The 18,648-nt window shown below is 53.9% G+C and carries 9 protein-coding genes; all 9 read right to left on the minus strand.

The genetic code is table 11. The features are described from left to right. Window positions 1-18: 18 nt before the first annotated feature. A complete protein-coding gene (locus ACR9Y8_RS02840; RefSeq protein WP_481211714.1) occupies window positions 19-2,055 on the minus strand; it encodes an eCIS core domain-containing protein in 2,037 nt (678 codons plus the stop codon). Window positions 2,056-2,073: 18 nt separating this feature from the next. Then, complete coding sequence (locus ACR9Y8_RS02845) at window positions 2,074-3,672, minus strand: eCIS core domain-containing protein (protein WP_481211715.1); 1,599 nt, start codon at window positions 3,670-3,672, stop codon at window positions 2,074-2,076. Window positions 3,673-3,682: 10 nt separating this feature from the next. After that, the gene (locus tag ACR9Y8_RS02850; protein ID WP_481211716.1) at window positions 3,683-5,038 is read right to left on the minus strand and encodes a hypothetical protein; all 1,356 of its coding nucleotides are present in this window, start codon (window positions 5,036-5,038) and stop codon (window positions 3,683-3,685) included. 10 nt (window positions 5,039-5,048) lie between these two features. Further along, window positions 5,049-7,403: an eCIS core domain-containing protein gene (locus ACR9Y8_RS02855; RefSeq protein ID WP_481211717.1), complete on the minus strand. Its 2,355-nt coding sequence runs from the start codon at window positions 7,401-7,403 to the stop codon at window positions 5,049-5,051. Between the two features lie 20 nt (window positions 7,404-7,423). After that, complete coding sequence (locus ACR9Y8_RS02860; RefSeq protein ID WP_481211718.1) at window positions 7,424-8,188, minus strand: glycosyltransferase family 2 protein; 765 nt, start codon at window positions 8,186-8,188, stop codon at window positions 7,424-7,426. 151 nt (window positions 8,189-8,339) lie between these two features. Beyond that, window positions 8,340-10,556 carry a glycosyltransferase gene (locus ACR9Y8_RS02865; RefSeq protein ID WP_481211719.1) on the minus strand — a complete coding sequence of 739 codons (2,217 nt, stop codon included), beginning with the start codon at window positions 10,554-10,556 and terminating at the stop codon, window positions 8,340-8,342. A 227-nt stretch (window positions 10,557-10,783) separates the two neighbouring features. After that, on the minus strand, window positions 10,784-13,696 hold the full coding sequence (locus tag ACR9Y8_RS02870) for a DUF6519 domain-containing protein (RefSeq protein WP_481211720.1): 2,913 nt from the start codon (window positions 13,694-13,696) through the stop codon (window positions 10,784-10,786). 30 nt (window positions 13,697-13,726) lie between these two features. After that, window positions 13,727-15,814, minus strand: coding sequence for a hypothetical protein (locus ACR9Y8_RS02875; protein ID WP_481211721.1), 2,088 nt, complete (start codon window positions 15,812-15,814; stop codon window positions 13,727-13,729). After that, window positions 15,811-18,591: a putative baseplate assembly protein gene (locus tag ACR9Y8_RS02880; RefSeq protein ID WP_481211722.1), complete on the minus strand. Its 2,781-nt coding sequence runs from the start codon at window positions 18,589-18,591 to the stop codon at window positions 15,811-15,813. The genes ACR9Y8_RS02875 and ACR9Y8_RS02880 overlap by 4 nt, the downstream gene beginning before the upstream one ends. Window positions 18,592-18,648 lie beyond the last annotated feature (57 nt).

Genomic DNA, 18,648 nt, shown 5'->3' on the forward strand with positions numbered 1-18,648 from the left:
AAAAAGCTGCACCGCAAGTTAGGCATTATTATATGCCGTTGTGCAATTCGCGTCGCTGATGGCCGGAATCTGCGTGTTTGCTCCTGTTGGAGTAGGATCCATCAGGGCCGGCGCCGCGATATGGTCCGTATTAATAAGGATATGACCCAGTTCGTGCGCTAAAGTCGCCGTATCAGCCGTATTTGCCACCACGATGGTATTACGGAAAAGCGGGTGCGGACTTAAACCGGGCCTGCAGGAATACGCCGCCGCGGCGATGTTGCTGACGGTATCTACATAGAAAGCACGGAACCTTGCATTAAAACCCGCATTAGCGCTGCCGTCCCTGAACAATCTTGTCTCTTCCGGGGAAGGCGCCGCGCAATTGTTGCCTGAACGCAGATCGGTATCTCCGCCCAGCATTTGTTGTGTAGTAGGCGCTGGCGGCTGCGGCACAGGAGCGTTCACCCCTTGCACCACCCGAATATTGCATTGGGAGAAAATAGCATTGGCTACAGCAAAATCAGTAGCGATATTCTTGGTAGATCCCTGCAGCTGCAGGGTATCTATTGTGACGGTCTTTTCTGCACGGGTGCGCACGGTTGTTGGCGGCGCCAATGCAGGTGCAGGCGCTGCTGCTGCCAGCATAGCATTGGCCCGGGTAAGGCTTTGCTGCTGGGCAGCCGAAGGGGTTGCCGGGGCGGCCGCCAGCGCATTACGTATTTCCGTGAGTATGGCGTTGCCGTTTCTTTGTGCAGCTAATACGGCCACCTCGTTATTGACCATGTTATCCATAAAAGCAAGGGCCATGTCGAATGCAGCCGGGCCGGCAGTCTGCCTAAAAGCCTCCTGTATGAAAGGCAGCTCTGCCTCGGCATTGGTCAGGGCTCTGGCCATCAACGCAATACCACGGGCCAGGGCGGTGGTTTCTGTTGCCAGGAAGATTCCTACATCCAGCTGCACAGGCGTAGCCCCTGGTCCGGGAGCGGCACTGGCAGCGGGCCTGTCCAGCAGGGGCGCGTGCAGCGGATCAAAGCTGCCGGCCAATCCTTTTATTTGCAAGGGATGCAGCGTACCTACGGTGCCGTTCAGCTCTATGGGCAAAGGAAAACGCAGCCCTTCCCGCCAGTTGGTCATGAAAGGAATCCGCAGGTAAGTAGCGTTGTACATCAGCAGCCCCTGCGCCAGTTCTTCTTCTGTAATGATATCCAGCGGCAAAGGCGCAGCTGCACCGCTTGGGGTGAACGGTGTGGCAGTGGTCCACAAGGGCAGTAGTATACGCGCCAGGCGGCGCATGGTCATGCCGCGCCCGATGATCACATGCAGGCGGTTAGCGCCGCCGCTCAGCAGTCCGCCCTGCGCTGTCACCGGACCTACTACGGTATCTGTTACGTTAGTTGGAAAGAACTGCACACCGGAACGGGCCACCTGCCCTTCCCGTATAGTGAAGCCAACAGCATCAGGATCTGCCCGGGATACCATTGGCGAAGCAACGCTTTGAGATCCGGGCTTAGCTTCCCTATTGTTTGACAATACCGCCGCTGAAGCCTGCTCTGCTTCTCTTTCATGCGAGCTGCCGGGCGAATCGATCTCCAGTCCAGCAGGCGCTCCTGCAAAACCCTGCTGTTGAATGGTATGTGTCAGCTCATGAGCGATCAGTTGTTGCCCTTCTTTAGTAGCAGCCGTATACTGGCCTTCGCCGAAAACAATATCACGGCCAACGGTATACGCTAATGCATTGACCGCCCTGGCAGACTCGCCTGCCCTGGCATCCGTATGCACACGCACGCGGCTGAAGTCATGATCAAAGCGCGGCTCCATAAAACGGCGGATGCCGGTGTCCAGCGGATGACCGGGCGATTGCAGCACATCATATACCAGCTCAGGCACTTCATCTGTATGCTGTGCGTTGGCAGGCGCCCGCTGTAATTTGGTTTCCCGCTTTTTCTTACACTCCTCACATTCCCCTTCCGCAGCAGTTTTGTGATTGCAACCGCATTTACGGTGCAGCTTTATGCCTTCGTCTTTCGTGACGGGCGGCGCTTTGGGCGCTTGTTTGATAGCTTGTTGTTGCATAGGCAGCAGGCTTAAGGGTCAGAATGGAATGGTGAGGGTTCCGCCAATAAAGGAGGACGGGCGCTTCGTTGGGTCAGGATCATTCAGGGCCGAGTCGCTGGGTGACAGCGGGCCCTGTACGCCAAAGTTGAAAGTAGCGCGTGGCACTTCCTTACAGCTGCCCTTGGCTTTGTCTACCGCATCGTACATCTCTCCTATGGCGCCGGCAATGTCTGCCAGCTTGGACAGGCGGTCGTCTGGCGCCGCTGTCTCCAGCTCTTTCATGGCTTTCTTCAGCTTTTCCCCGGCAGCAGTGATCTTGCTCTTCAGCGATTCGGGGCTGGGCGCAGTACAGGTGGTTTTGGTGGTGCTGATCTCGAGGCCTGCAGAGCCACTGGTACCTTTGTCCTTGTCCACTTTCAGGCCTACCTTGGCAGCTACTTTTATATGCGGTAAACCGTTCAGGGCAATCGCAAAAGAGAAGTCGCCGGAAGTTTCTGCTTTCAGTTCAAATGCCAGCGATTTGGCTCCGCCCAGTGACAACGGCAGCTTCGCCGACACCGACTTAGGTATCTCTGCTGCAAACTCCAGCGGGCCTGCCTTGAACTTAAAGGAAAGCAGATCGCTTAATGATTTCCCGCCGCCCGCCGGGGCAGGACCAGGTCCCGGTTGCCCAAGGCCTCCGGCAGGTGAGGGCGGTACTAATAAGCCCGGCGGTAATGCCCGTGGTGCTTTATACAGATCTGCAGTGATCACGCCTGCGCCCTTTGCGTTGTAAGCAGTGGCAGGCTCTATTTGTATACTGCCGGCCGGTACTCCTAACAGGACCAATGCCTGCTGGAAGGCGCTCATCCGCTGCTGCAGCTGTCCCTGCTCTTCTTTGGATTTGGCGCTGTTCATTTTGGCTGCTTCACTCAGGTAGGAAGATAATTTAATATAGGCGCTGGGGTTAGCTGCGATCATTCCTTTGAATGCCGTTGCCAGCTGCACCAGTTTAGGGTTGGTCACAACAGGCGCATCGCTGCTTTCCAATGAGATGGAATCACTGGGCAGGTTCAGTGCGGGAAAAGGTGAAGGTGGATCGGGGCTCTTCTGCAACACACCAGCGCCGGCATGCCGGCTGCTCAGCGCCCCTTCGCGGGCGCCGATGCTTTGTGCATTGCTTTCCGCCTCCTGTTCAAAGGCATCTCCTGCTGCACCGATCTGTAGATCTCCGGAAGGTTTTTCAGCGCCGGATTGCTGTACAACGTGGGTGAGCTCATGCGCCAGGAGTTCCTGTCCGCCGGACTGCCCCGGTGCATAGCTGCCGTTACCGAACACAATATCGCGGCCTACGGTATAGGCTTGTGCATTGACAGCCCGCGCGGATGCGGCCGCCTTATCGTCGGTGTGGATCCGTACATTGCTGAAATCATGACCGAAATGCGGCTCCATCATGGCACGGGTACCGGTGTCGAGCGACTGTCCGGGTGCGTTCAATACCTCATGCACCAGCGGCGGCGCGGTGCCGGTTGCCGCTTCATGCAGTGGGGAGCGCTGCAGGCTGCCTTCGCGTTTCTTACGGCATTCCGGGCATTCGCCTCCGCCGGAGTGCTCTTGTCCGCAACCGCATTTCCGTTGTAACATCCCTTTTGCCATAACAAATCATTTAGAGGATCTTGATACGCCCTTTGTTGATCTCAAATCCGCTCTTTGTATCCAGGCGCTGTTTAACAGGTCTCAGGTCCAGGTGAATGTGCAGCTTCTTTCCATCGGGGCCGTGGTTTTCTTTTTGCACTACCCTGCCGGCGCCATATTTCTTGTTGATCTCGCCGGCCAGTGGCACATCATTGTAAATGGCTCTCCATGCAAATTTACCGGTTGTTGGGTCTTCTTTTTCACATTCAGCATTGAGGTCGTCAAAAAACTTCCTGACTACTTTGCGGTTCCAGTATTTACCGGAGTAATCGCCGATATCTTTTACTTCTTCGAGGCCGGTGGACAGGAAAATATCTGCCGAGAACTCGCCCCAGGAGTGCCCGGGATAGGTGCCGGCTTTCCAGTCGGTATTGGTGGCCCGTAAGCGCGTCAGCAGGTTGCTCACATCTGCAGCAAAGGTGTGGAATCCCTGTGCGTTGGCATATGCTTTTTCTGCCTTTGCTATCTTTACTTCCAGCGCTTTTCGTTTCTCCTGTGCTTTCTCATCTGTTGCGCCGCTCTTGTCCAGGTCCTCCAGCTCCTTCTTTAATTTTGCCAGGTTGGTTTCTGCTGTTTTCTCCGCTTTAAATTCATCTCCCGCCCCGGCGGCCATGGTGGCAGGCAGCACGCTGGTTTCCACTACCGGGTCGAGGGAGCTGGGACGTTCCTGGCGTTTCTCAAATTTATCTTTAAAGTCTTTCACGCTTTTTTTATCCTTGTCGAAAGCAGTCAGGTCAGGTTGCTGTGTTTTGGGGTCCCTTTTCAGTGTAAAGGAAGCGGGCGTTCCTGGCGTAGCCGGTGTACCGGGGCTGGCAGGTGTTCCGGGTGTAGCCGCAGCCGCGCGTTCCAGGAACCCATAGCTCACCAGCAGGTCTAACATCGCCGTCAGGTCTTCCGCCTTAGCGGGCTTTGGCTTGATCTTCTTCAGCAGTGCCTTGTCTTTCAGTAATTCCTCTGTGGTGAACGTGAAAACAGGAGGAGCAGCCACAGGAGCGCCCGTTGTTCCGGTAGCCGGTGCAGGCGCTTTACTTTTCACCCATTCTGCAATGGCGCTTGCATTACTAAAGAGCGTGGTTTCATCTGTTAACTGCTTCAGCATTTCTGTACGCGGCGATACGCTGGCGATGGGCGCGGTAGTTTTGGCCGTGCCCAGCTGGCGACGCAACTGTACGCTGCTGTCTGCATGTACCTTCACTTTACTGAAATCATGATCAAAGCGCGGCGTTGCCGCCAGGGCGGCAGTATCCTGCGCGGTACGCGAACGTGGCAGTGCTCCTCTCGTCACCGGCGATGCATAATTGGTTTGATGTACTCTCCCGTTTCCCATGACGCATGGTTCAAAGTCCCGGACCGATATCGTTCACCAGCGCTTTTACATCTATTGCGCCCAGCGCAGTTTCGAAATCTGCCGGTAAAGTCTCTCCTATTGCTTTAGCCCGCTTTTCAAATTCTGCTTTTATCTTTTTGCGCACATCTTCATCCAGTTTTACTTCCCGGTTATACCGTTCTCTTAAGCCCGCGGCAATAGGCGCATAAGAGTAATGCCAGGGCTCTTCGTTGTATCCGCCTTTACGGCCTGCCGTATAACTTTGTATCAGCCCAACTTTGGGCGCGTTCGCCTGCAGCCAGGTGTTGAGCGTAGCCAGCGAATCTTTCTTGCCGGGTTTCCAGTCATCTACGTTCACTGAATTCAGATCTACTTCCGTGCCCCAGTGATGACGGGAGGTACCTGGCAATGCAGAAAATTTAAGAATGGTGTCCAGGCGCTCTTTGGAGGGCGTGCCTAGCCATTTGGATTTATTCACGCCCTTGGACCGGTCGCCTTTGTTAAAGAATTCGTTCGGCAGCGTATCCCAGCCACCGGCCCGGCTACCAGACAAAAAGAACTTCTCAAAGACGATCTGCGACTGTGAGGTACTTCCGCTAAATGTATCGGAGAACAGGCGTATATCAGATACCGCTTTGATCGCCACCGGCGGCTTCATCGCGTTGAGGCTTGCAATAGCCGTATCTACCCTGAACTTGATGCGGTTGAGAATATCATTCTTCCTGGCAGGTTTTATACCGGTAAGAAAGGCTACCCTGTCTGCTGCATCAAATGCATCGATGTCCTTCAGTATGTCACGATCTGCAGCCGTAGTCAATTTATCGGGATCATCCAGGAAGGCTTTTAAAGGCCTTACAAAGCCTTCAACGGTACGTGCTTCATCCCCCTTGCCTTTACCGAGATCTTTGAACGAAGGGGCTTCTATGGTGATCACCGGCGTTTCTTCTCCCGGCCTCGCTGCTTTGGGCGCCCATGAGCCAAGGCTGGTACCCGCACTGGGTGTTTTCTTACCCCTGTCAAGCGGGTACACCGCATTAAAATCATCCGGGCCCGTGCCCAATTGATTCGCCGGCCGGTCTGATGGGTTTACGAGCGTGCTGGCCATGCCACGCGCCAGTTTGATCGCTTCTTTACTCGCGGCCGGATCTGCAAAGATGCCTGCGCTGGCGGGCGTTGAGATGGCATGTACGGATACGATCCGGTCTGGTTTAAATTTTTCAATAAGGTTAATGAGGGCCACTGTTTCCGGTTGCCTAGGCGCTTTACCGGTATTAGGGCAATCTGTGTCTTTCGGTGTTTCACCTGTGGGGAAATCCCTGTTAAGATCTACCCGCTGACGGTTACAGCGGTTACGCCAGAACTTCACACCATCCATCTCGTCTTTTATAGCAGCCGCGTTGAAGCGGGGGATCACGATCGTATTGAAAGCCAGGCCGGCGCCCAGGTTGTTCCTCATTTCTTCCACCAGCGCATCGGTAGCCTCGAAGCCCGGCCGCTCATCGCCATGGAAACCACCTACTACCAAGGCCTTTCCTTTAGCCAGCATCACACTGGGAAAGAAATGTGCTTCCACCGGGATATTGGATAACGGCACCGGTGAATCCGGCTTGGTCTTCGGCTCGGGGCTTATTGGTTTGGACTTATCCGCCGGCATTTTAAAAGTGCTGGGATAATCTGCCGCCATGGTGATCGCTCCCCTGGGAGGATTCAGACCATAGTCAGAGAAAAGCCTTGCCACGGGCATTGCAGGCCACGCAGGATACAAAGGGCCTTTAGGATCTATTTCTTTAGCCTTTTCACTGTTCACCGCTGCAGAGATCCCTTCCACATCAAAGGGCGCACGGGCAAGGCTCAACGCAGACTGCGCCGTAACCGGCGGCAATACATCCTGTTGCCCGATCGCAGCTGCGATCTGTGAAGCTTCCTGTTCCGCCGCACCTGCCGGGGCGCCGAGCTGCAATGCCGCTGCCTGCGGCGCCGCTGTTGCATGCCGTTGCTGTACAACATGGGTTAATTCATGCGCCAGTAAACGCTTCCCGGCAACAGTACGCGGCTGATATTGGCCAGCGGCAAAAGTGATATCTGTACCTACGGTATAAGCCGCTGCATGTACCGCATGGGCAGATGCATGTGCGCGGCTATCATTGTGCACTTTTACACGGCTGAAATCATGGCCGAAGCGCGGCTCGAAATAGGTACGGATAGCAGCATCCAGCGGATAGCCTGCGGCATGCAGGTTCTCATGCACAATAGAAGGGATCTCCTGCGCTGCGAGTTTGGCCTGCTCCGTTTTCGGAGCGGTTTTCGCAGCTTCATTAACAGTAGCCTGCTGCGTTTTAACAACAGCCTGTTGTTCGCTTCCCATACATTATCTTGAAGGAAATATCATACAACATCTCTCCATTTGTCGGGTATGCGTTCTACGGAGATCGGCGTACCTGAACAACTGTCATTGTAGAACCAGTGCCTGAACTGCTCCGCTTCCGTGATCCTGTTCTGGTAGCCCCAGCGTTCATCTATATCCCGCTGATTCCAGGCCTGGGAAGAACGCTGGCAATGCCGGTGATGGCAAATATCATAATCTGCCCGGTGCAGGTGGATCAGGTAAAGAGAGGCATCTTCTGCTGTTCTTCCATCTACGCGGGTATGCAAGCCGCCGTGCCATTGCATGGGCACCGTGGCCAGCAGAGGCTTTGAATACACCGGGTTAAAATACCAGTGCGCCCGCTGCTGCAGGATAGGGCGCGAGAAATCAAGCGGGCTTTCCGTTTCATTCATGTGCAGCACTTCGTAACCACGGCAGTTAACAAACTCACCTTCAAAGCGGTCCATATAATCGCCCAGGTCACCGGTAGCAGGATCCGGCGCCACGATCTCGTCCACATCGGTGCAGAGCACCATGTCATATTGTGCGATCAGGCGGTTTTGCTGCAGCTGCAGCATATCGCGGTGCCATGCCCAGTCTGTGACCGGATGCGAGACCGGCACCCGTACAAAACCAGGACCGGATGTAGAACCATCTACGGTATCGTGATCCAAAATATAGATGTCTTCCGGTGCAAAGAAGCGGGAATAGTATTTCCACCAGACAGGCAGGAATACGGCTTCATTCTGCGCCATGGTAACAACAGCGCGGGAACGTTTATTCATACGAGAACAGATTACATGTTCAGGTTTGAGGTTTGAGGTTTGAGGTTTGAGGTTCGTTCAAAGTTGCAAGTTCATAAATAATTGCCGGACTGCTAATCTGTACCTCTAACCTTCAACGAACCTCAAACCTCAAACCTCAAACCTCAAACCTTTATATTTTCTGTACTACCATCAAACTGTTAGCCAGCTGTATTTTCTTATAAGCAGGCGTTGCCAGTATCTCATTCACGAAAGCCTGTACACCGGGATAATAATCCGCATAGTCGTGAAAAGCAATGTAGCCACCCTGTTTCACCCAACCGGCAAAGTGCCAGAAATCCCTGGCTACATTGGGGTAATCGTGCAGGCCGTCAATGAATAAAAGAGAAATAGGCTTCTCCCATTTCACATTGAAAGAGAATTCCTGGATGGTCTCTACTACGGAAGATAAACCAGCGTTTTCTATATTCTGTCTGAAGCGGACCAAGGTAGGCGGCGTTGCCTGCAGGCCCTGGTCCGCTGCGCCTACTACGCCTTCGTGCGGATCAATGGCATACACTTTTCCCTGCGGGAAATAAGTTTTCATGACGCTTCCCAGCAGCACGGTAGACTTGCCCTGGTAGCTGCCTATTTCCACGACAACCTGCGGTGCAGGCAGGTCTATACCAGCTTTAATGGCGCTGGACATCAGCAGGTCTGCTTCCTGGTCGTCCAGCCATCCTTCGATCTGCTTTACCTTGTTTAAAAGACTAGATGCGAGTAACATAGCGGGGATTGCGTTATTAGTTAAATGGGGGGTGTTATCTACATAATGCCCAAACCTTTTCCTGGCATGCGTTCGCACGGGATCATTGTATTGCCTTAGCACCGGGTGCATCCAGAAGGCATCTGTTCTGCGGAAGGCATGTTCCAGGTCGGATATGCTGTGGGCGACCTTATATTTCACATAGTCGTAACTGCTCGGGTTCTGCGCAATGTTATAGCCCAGCAACCGGGTAATAGTGGGGAGAATGATCTCTTCGGTGGCCCATATCCCCGATGCCTGCATAATGTTCTGCAGCTGCTGGTCTTCTTTAAAGATCTTCACGAGGTCTCTCGCAGCATCGGCAGTAAACACAGTAGATGGCCAGAAGGTCCAGTACAGGAATTGGTTCTCTCCATCGGGGAACTTTTTCAGGAAAGGTTGCCAGAGATCATATTCACGGAACGCATGTATGGCAGGTGCGATGTTCGTATCCCTGTTCACCTTTTCCTGCCTGCTCGATAGCATGCCAACATCCTGCACACCGGAGAAGAAGCGGCTGATATAGTCTGTAAACCCGCCGCGGATGGCCAGTTGATCGGAATCCACAATGGTAATGGTATCAAAGGGAAAATGCTCCAGCGCATATTCCATACAGTTCAGCGCAAAGCTATGCAGGTAGCCCCACCTTACCGGCACGGGCGCCGGATGTATGTAAGCATTGAATTTATGAAAGGGGAAATGCTGCTTCATCAGGCCTGTTTGCTGGCCACCGTTGTACAAGAGGATCACCGCATCCGGGTCCAGATGATGCAGGTTACGCACCAGGTCTATAATACAGTCTTCGCTCTCATGCACTAAGCAAGCATATACGTTTTGCAACTGCTTATAAGTCTGTAAACCGGATCTTTCCTGTAATACAGGTGTTTGCACGACAGCTTGCGGTACTACTACCCCGTTAGCTTTATACAATGGCCAATCCGGTCCCATTACTTTTTCAATTTCTTCAACGGGGAAATGATGCCACCAGATACCATCTGTTTTCTTAGGGCTTACATTGCTGTTGTGGATCATGTGCACAGAGAAGGTAGGATCCGGTAGTACCGTTACCCGATCCGCCGGCATGCTCCATACAAAGAGGCCGTCCATACCTACATCGATCTCTGCAAACCGATGCCTGTTCCATGTTTCGCGGGTATAGCAAAGCGAGCTGCCTAATAACCACACCCGCTGGTTGGCAGGATAAATGTATTGATAGGCGTTTTGTTTCTGCAGGTCATAATAGAGCAGGTGATTAATGCCGCAGACATCTGTCTGCGCCTGCTGCAATGCGGTGACCTGGTATTTCAGGCGGCGTATGGCATACCAGTCATCATCATCCCAGTTGGCGATGATATCGCCCTTTGCGTAAGCGGCAGCCAGGTTGAGTTTGGCGCCCAGCGTGATCTTCTGATCCAGCCTGTAATAGCGGATCATGGGAGCATCCGGCACCAGGTCTGCTATATTATCTGTGCCGTCATCAATAATGATCAGTTCCTTGTTATCATAGTCCTGCCGCAGGAAATAACGGATGGCATTAGGAATGAACTCCCTGCGGTTATACGTGGGCATGATACAGGAAACCATGGGGGCTGTATCGTGAAGCATGGCAGTAGATTTTTGCGGGAATATGTATGGGGCTAAAAAGAAAAACGAGGGAGACGGATGCCACCCTCGCTAATTATGTACAACGCCGGGAGTCGAACCCTAGAGACGCATTACTACAACTCTACCTTACCGAACGGAATCGCGCTGCAGTAATAAAGTTAAACATTAATAACCGCAACACCAATTTTCTGATCGACTTTTTAGCGGCAACATCCAACTTTTTTTTGTCAGCCTGCATTGGTTCCTTCCAGCGCTATGGCTCCGTTGATGGCAACAACGGTGGCATTGATCGAGGGCGCCACATTCCACATCACGATCCATTGCGAAGTGGCGGGCCTTTGCAATACCGGGTTGATATGAATACCGGTATTGAAGCTGTTCTTCTGGTTATTATCTGCACTGAGCACATGGTTCTGCGTCACCATCATCCTGCCGCCCAGCTGTCCCCATACGCGGATTCCATCAATGGCCAGTATGTTAGTGGCTGCGCTCAGGCGCCGCAGCTGCACGTGATTGTTCTCAATGATCAGGCTTTGGGCATTACCTGCAAAGATGCCGTGCCGTTCCCAGCGGCCGCCGTACAGCGGCAACACCACGGTAATGTTGTTATCCGCGATGGTAATAGCTTCTGCCAGGTCACGCACATTGTCTGTTGCCCGGTGGCTCACACCAACATGCACGCCCTGCAGGAAACCCGCTGTTGTATTTTTCCGGATCTTTACTTCCTTTGCTACCTGTCCGCCAACGGTGATGCCTGCCCATCCGAATGTTTCATCTGTGCGTGCTACCAGGTTAAACAGGGAGGCAAATGCGTTGCCCCTGCCAATGTTAGTCCTGAAGGCTTCATCCAGCAATATGCGGTCTACCAGTTTTCTTACGTACATCAACAGTCCTGTTGAAGTACTGATCACCTGGTCGGTAGGCGGGTTTGCCTGTAACAAGGCAGCCCAGACGGCCTGCGTTAACAGGCTGCTGTATGACCGGAACATGATGCGGACATTGGCGAAAGTAAGGTTCACCATGCCGGGAGCCGTATCGCCGGGAGTAAGCTGTACATCGTACATGAAAATACTTCTGGCGGCCGCCCGGTAGTCTGCCGCTTTCAGCAGCTCAGGAAAGGTCAGCACATTTGCCGGCCTGTCGTATACCGTGATCACGTTATTTTCTATCATCGAGCGCAAGGCGTTCACCACCAGGATGCCCTGCTGCAGGTAACCTACGCTCATGTTGCAGTTTTGTACGCGCACCTGTCCCGGACTGGCTGCATCATTCCGGGTAGTGATACAGGTAGCATTTTTTGTGAAGCCGCTGCCGCATTTCAGGTTCACATACTCCACATCTACATTCGGACAGTTAATGAAGGTAAGCGCGCCGTTCAAACGTGCAGGACCGGCACTACCCGTTTCTGCATAGATATCGCGCACGAGTACCGACTTACAATTATTAAACACCAGCGCTGCTTCTGCAGCGGCAGCCACGATCCGTGTGCCGTTGCCGCAGCCGCTGATCTTGATATGTCCTTTGTTGGTGATCTGTACCGGTTGCGTCACTGGGTACAATCCTGCCTGGAAGCATACCTGCGCATCCGTTCCCGCGGGGATCTGGTTAAACACACTTTCCCATCCCAAGCCCGGCATGGCGGTGAACGTACAGGCCCCACTGCGGCTGGCGCAAAGCAGGTCCAGCGCTTCCTGCACAGTAGTGGCCTGCGACAAGCAGGAATTACTGGTATAGCAGATATCATCTGCACAGATCTCGGTCAATGAAGGGAACAGTTCGCGGCAATCATCCACTTCCGCGTTGCCATTCGTTACGGTGATCAGTGCCAGGCGGCTGTAATAGTGCGGTGTTCCGGCGGGCAGCTGTGCCAGCGGACTGGTATTGGGAATGGCATAAGGCGGCCATTCCACTTCGCCGGTAGCAGTACGGGCAGGGATCAGCCAATAGTCGCCGGCTTTATAGTTACCATCGGAGAAAAATACCTGTATACCATCTTCCAGGTCTACCCAGTCTGCCGGCATCGGGATACCATCTGCCGTAGCAGCTGCATCCGACTGATCCCATTTGCGCAGCTTCAGGTTGGGTACGCCCACATAGGCGGCGGCAGAGCTTTCCAGCGTGATCTCGCGGGTAGCGGGATTAATGCCGTGGATTTTTACCAGCGGATGCGGTGTATTGTTCAGCGTAGCTGTTTCATCTATGATCTCCACCCATTGGCCAATGCCGAAACCCAGTATATCATCCTTGCCTACATCTGCAACAGTAAGGATACTGCCGTTCACTTTCTCGATGCGGGTTTCAACAGAGCCATTGTCCCTTGACCATTTGAACCTGGCGTTCGCGCGTGTGCCATTGCGCTGCACTTCTACGCGGTACAGCTGATTCTCCAGACGGCGAAACCCGGCGCTTGGTGGCAGCGAACAGGGATTCGGCGTATCAGCCGCTTTATTCGTGCGCACATTCATTTTGCCACTGGGCGCAAGAATAGTGTTATCCCATTCGGGGAACACGCTATTACAGTCTGGCGTAGCATTGCCTGGGTTCACCTTCAGCAGCTTTACCTGCCATACCGTTTGCAAACGGGTGGTGGTATCTGCTTCTCCCAGGGCCACTTCCTGGATCAGCGGATCATCGTGATAATTGATCTCACGCTGCCAGGCTTCCAGGTACACAATATAGGCGCCGTTCTGCAGGTTCAGTGAAACAACCGGCGAGGGCGGGCTTCCCGGAGGGCTGGATGGCGGACTGGATGGCGGGCTCGAAGGCGGGCTTCCCGGGGGGCTGGACAAAGGGCTGCTGATAAAGTACTGGATATCCGGGTTGGGATACCAGGGCTGTTGCTTGTAAGTAACAGGCGGAACTGCAGGATCCAGCTCACACAGCAGGCCTGACACATACAAGCGGCCCGGGGCGATCACCAGGTCGGTACCGCCCGGCAGCACGCTGATCTTAAAACCGCTCCCTTTTTTGGGCACGCCGGAAGGGCCTATCACATCGATGGTCTCTGTATGCGTTCTGTATTGCTGAATGTCCAGTTGTTCATTCCAGTCGGCATCCAGTTGTACCCGGCCCTGTTGCATCAGCACTCCGCTGTAGTGCTTCAGGCGGTTGAATATTTTTCGAGAATAATCTCCTGGCATTGTTTTATCCTCCTATAAGTTTAGATTATTTTAAGAAGCGTAAAATATTCCTGCTTCCAACCCAAAGCGGAGATATTCGTTTAACCTTACACGTAAGTTAGCTTCCCGTTGTGGTTGATACAGGTTATGAAAGACGCCCATTTCCGCTTCATCATCTGCTCCCTGCCGGATCTCTGTTGCGCTGTGCGCGCTCAGCTGGCAGTACCCCGCGTCTCCATACCGCAGGGACGTGAACACCGGTCTTACCCTGGCTGCATCTTCCGGTGTTGCAGGCTGGCAGCGGTATGGGCGGGGCAGATTGTGTCCGGGCGGCAGGTAAGAAAAACGTACGCAGCCCTGTTGCAGGCGCTCTGCCGCAACGGGGTAGATCCATGCATCACCGGCCTGCAGGCTGGCATAGAAGATAGTGTTGGAAGCCATCTCCATGATGCGGGTGTTGACCTTCCCGATGATAGTGGTGTTCTGCACATTGAGCACCGCGCCCGGATCTGTGCCGTTCAGCCCTGCATAGGCTACTTCGTATTCGCTGGTAGCGTCAATGATGCTGTCGCTGATATGGATGCTGGCGCCTTCTGTTGCGCGTATGGCGCCGCAGATAGATTGGCTGATGTGCACTGTTGACCCGGGCGCCTCCACTACCAGTCTTGGCTGGGAAGCCTGTGCCGCTACTGAGCCGATGGCTTGTGTAGCGCCGGGCGCCAGCGTACAATGTTGTATATGCAGTAAAGCAAGCTGGTTATCATTGCCGGCAGCATTCTGCAAAGGGATATGCAGGTTGCCGCCGATCACCAGCAAACCATTCAGCGATACTTCCGTGTTGGCCTCGCCGGATATATCCATATCACCGGCCAGTACCAATACGGGCCTCGCCTCTTCCCTGCCACGGATCTCTATTTTCGTACCGGCGGTTAAACTGATCGCCGGTGTTTCTATGTAGTAGTTGCTGTTTTCTATTTCAATGACACCGCCAGTGGGCGCCAGTTCCAGCAGGGCTTCCTGGATGGTGGCTTTATCCGTGGGCACTCTCACCAGGCCTTCCTGTTCAAGCCCGGTCGCGAAAGTGTTGGTTCTGCCGTAGGTGCCCCCGCCCATTTCTGCGCTGAAACCATAGTAGTAATCCACTTTCACATTTGCCGGCGGCGCTTGTAAGGCAGGGAAGGCAATGCGGCCCAGCACAGGATCAATGGCTATTTTAGACGCCGGCATATTGGCCCAGCCGATCACGTTGCCCCCCGGATCCAAAAGATCACTGAGATTACAGATGGAAATGTTATCAGACAACAACAGCGGTGAGCCGTCTACATAAATCAGCACACTGCCGTTCACACCATAGAACGTGGCAGGAGCAGCGGCCATCCGCCGGCGGCTGAGCGGTACCGGCACATTCTCCGGGCCTGCCAGGTGCGTGATCTCGTCTTCTGATTCGCTGCGGTTGTACAATGGCGTATCCATGCCCAGCGCGTTGAATTTATATCTTCTGTCGTCTAGCCGGAAGGCCGGTGACTGCAGTAAGGGATGACTGGCCAGCCGCCACAGCCAGATGCCGATATCGGGAATATTATAGCGGCCTCTTTTGCGTTCAATGTTGCGCACATCAGCTGTGCGGGCGGTCTTATCGAAAGGCGTGTTGATGAACTCCAGCAGGTCTCCCTGTTGTAAGCCGGTGACAGACAGGTTCTCCGGGCGCAGGTGATTGAGATACTGGGTAGTGGCCAGCAGGGTAAAATATTCCACTACATTGGAGTCCCAGCCGGTCACATCATGCACCAGCTGTTCCAGCACAGCGGCAGTTCCTTTGCGGCGCCTGTACTGGATGGTATTGGCCACCTGTGCGCGCTGGGTAAAGGGTGCATTGGGGAAAACGATCAGGCCACGCGCGCCTACCAGGTCGCCGATATAGGGCACTACCCATTCTGCGCAGGTTTCTATGAACTGATCATCATACAGCTGTTCAAAGTTCTCTTCCAGCACGGCGATCTGTTCTGCTATCAGCGAGAGCAGCTCTTTCAGTGGCCCCGGGCGCTCTGCTCCCGGGAACAGGGCATTGGCTGTTTCCTGGTCGCGAATGCGGTACAGCGAGGGCAGCAGCTTGTACAGTCTTTCTTTATCGAAGCTCATATGATCACTTTAAGATCGAGGTGGCGGTGGTCCAGCAACAGCAGTTCTGCCGCTGTAACATTACCGTCGGTAGTTACGGGCATGGATGCAGGGATGGTATAATTAAGATCGGGGGAGGGATCATCTGCGCGGTACAGGGTATCGATGTCTACCGCGATCACTCCTTCTACGGCCTGTATCACCGCTACTACTTCGCTATAATGCACTGCCTGGCCAAAGCCGCGTGCTGCGAAAGAGAAAGCGTTCTGCAGGCTGGCGCTTACTGCGCTTAACACTTTATCTGTGATATAATCCGGGTCGATCTTGAGATTGGCGGAGAGCCGGAAGAACTGCGGCACATAGGTAGCCAGCGTAACGGTAACGCGTGGATCACCGGCTTTACGGATGGCATCCAGCAGGTTCTTATACAGTTCGCTGTCTGTTTTAATGGCGGCGCCGCCTGCACCGGCAACGGTAATGAAGATAGTACGCTTCTGTCCCTGCCAGGTCCAGGTGGCCAGTGCTTTTTCTACACCGGTGTAGGCGCGGGCAAAATCTTCATAGTCCAGCAACGATACGATGCGATCCAGTGTAAGGATGGTCAGGGGCGCATTACGGCGTGCATCCGCCAGTTGTTCAGGATCAGCTGCATCAATGGCAGGCACGGGATTGACCGCTGATTTAACACCCAGTGGACGTGATACCAGCTGTGACAACTGGTTGGCCTTTACCGCGCCGCTGATGCCGATGCCTTTCCGGTATTTTGCTTTTACATTTTCTTGTCCGGTAGGAAGGCGGGCGCCGGTGATGCCATCACCGAAGGTAACGGTGGTTTTACCGTCGTCATCACGGCGGGTAATATAGATCCGTTCATCAGGCCCTCTGTCCAAAAAGTTGGGCACTTCTTTCCAGAGCAGGTCATTCACGCGGATCTCCAGCGTGGATTGTACCCCGCTGGCAGAAGCGCCCCTGGTATAGGTAAGCGGTGGCTGGCGCAATGTAAATTGCTGGAAGGCTTTGGCGGCATCTCCGCTGCCTAACACTTCCTGCACTGTTTCTCCATGGGTGGCAGGGGCCACATTCGCATTCACGTTCACGGTGCTGCGTGTATACGTATATGTGAGCGAGGCCGTGAATACAAGCACGGTATAACCGCCTTCCACCAATACTTCCCTGATGGTCATCATCTCGCTGGTAGTAGCGCCTTTGAGATCGGCACGGTCGCCGGTAACGATCACCAGCTGGCCTGTTTTCAGGCCGGGGTAGTAATTATTCAGGGTAATGTTATCGCCTGATACCACATCTTCTACCGGCAGCTCTGCAAGGGCGAGGCGCACGCTCTGTGCATAGGCGGTGACATCACGGAAGATAGACAGCTGGCTGACAGCGGGCTGGTTGATGAATATCGCAGCTGCCAAAACCATCGTACTATCAATGGTGATCACTTGTGGCGGATAATGTACGTTACTGCCTACAACATCTTTCCATTGCATGGGGATGCTGATCTGCGTGGTCTTGCCGCTCATGCCATAGGCTGTGCGCGGGCGGATCACCGTTTGCTGAATTTTGAAAACGGGAACCTCCTCTATATTTTTCCCGCCTTTCTGCAGGCCGATAAAACTTCCTGCCAGGATCTCTTCATATGCATTATCCAGGAATACCCTGCCGTCTGCCTCTTCCTGGTCAAGGTACCATTCTGTCCACTGAGACGGCGGCGTAGGGGTCGTACCGTTAGTAAAAGGCTCCTTAGGGGCGTTGTAGCCAAAGATGGCTGCCTGTTTGCGGAACACGAAGATGTCCTGCGTGCTGATGGATGCCTGCCGGGCCGCTTGTGTTTTAACAATGCCGGCTACCAGGTCATGTGCAGACCATTTCTTTGTTTGCAGCAGCACGGCCAGGTCTTCTTCTTTCCAGTTATTAAAGATGATCTGCGAGATCACGGATTCATCCAGTTGTTCCTTATTATTGAAGATATTGATATCGCCTGATGCCTGTACCGGGCGAACAAAAGCGGGCAGCTGCACACTGCCGCTGGATAGTTCAACGCGGGTGGTTTTCGCATCGGTGTCTATGGTAGCGGACAATACTTTTTTCATTTTCAGGATCTGCAGGCCTGAAACGGTTTGGGATAATAGCAGTATATCGCCCTTTTTAAGGTCATTAGCGGCGCCGTCTAATATCACCAGGCCTTTGTCCAGCGTAAGCTGCTGCAGCTGTTTTAAACGCGGCCTGATGGCATTCCACTGCGGCCTCGCTTCTATGGGCGCTATCGTTTCAAAGGTTTGGGGTTGTTCTCCCGGGCCCGGGATGCTCTGGATCTTCACACCGGCGTCGATGGTAATGGGAGGCAGCCCTTCAAGGGGGTTCTGCGAGGTGCTGGTACTTAACAGGGGGCCCAGTGCACCGGGCGCGTCTTCCAGCGTAAAGGCAAGAAACGTACCTGCTGCCGCTCCCGGGCGCAGCTCATAACCGATCAGGCGGGCCTGCTCCAGTACAGAAAAGCGCTCTGTAGCAGTTCGCAGGTAAGATTCGTTGGCGATGCGCTCCTGGTAAAAGGTGAGCACCTCTCCCATGGCCGACCAGGCATCCAGCAAAGCAATGGTGAAGTCATCATTGTTCCTGGCGGTAAGGTGCAGCAGCGCATGCTGATCTGCGCCCGATAAGCGGGCCAGCAGGCTGTCTCTAAAAGTGGCGTAGGTACCGGCGCGGTAGGCGATGGCCTGTAAACCTGGCCGGTTATAGATCTGTAAAGGGGTACCGGTTAGGAGACCGGTGCAGCAGTTACAAGTGTCAGTCATAACAAATAATTTGTTTGAGCTTGGGCCCATGCACAAAAAACTTTACTGCTCATCGCA

It is taken from the genome of Chitinophaga sp. SVR4-12A, assembly GCF_056754765.1.

What these genes read in the sequence shown, in the direction of transcription:
- ACR9Y8_RS02840 (WP_481211714.1), bottom strand. Translation starts at nt 2,055, where the DNA reads ATGCAACAACAAGCTATCAAACAAGCGCCCAAAGCGCCGCCCGTCACG.
- ACR9Y8_RS02860 (WP_481211718.1), bottom strand. Translation starts at nt 8,188, where the DNA reads ATGAATAAACGTTCCCGCGCTGTTGTTACCATGGCGCAGAATGAAGCC.
- ACR9Y8_RS02855 (WP_481211717.1), bottom strand. Translation starts at nt 7,403, where the DNA reads ATGGGAAGCGAACAACAGGCTGTTGTTAAAACGCAGCAGGCTACTGTT.
- ACR9Y8_RS02850 (WP_481211716.1), bottom strand. Translation starts at nt 5,038, where the DNA reads ATGGGAAACGGGAGAGTACATCAAACCAATTATGCATCGCCGGTGACG.
- ACR9Y8_RS02865 (WP_481211719.1), bottom strand. Translation starts at nt 10,556, where the DNA reads ATGCTTCACGATACAGCCCCCATGGTTTCCTGTATCATGCCCACGTAT.
- ACR9Y8_RS02875 (WP_481211721.1), bottom strand. Translation starts at nt 15,814, where the DNA reads ATGAGCTTCGATAAAGAAAGACTGTACAAGCTGCTGCCCTCGCTGTAC.
- ACR9Y8_RS02845 (WP_481211715.1), bottom strand. Translation starts at nt 3,672, where the DNA reads ATGGCAAAAGGGATGTTACAACGGAAATGCGGTTGCGGACAAGAGCAC.
- ACR9Y8_RS02880 (WP_481211722.1), bottom strand. Translation starts at nt 18,591, where the DNA reads ATGACTGACACTTGTAACTGCTGCACCGGTCTCCTAACCGGTACCCCT.
- ACR9Y8_RS02870 (WP_481211720.1), bottom strand. Translation starts at nt 13,696, where the DNA reads ATGCCAGGAGATTATTCTCGAAAAATATTCAACCGCCTGAAGCACTAC.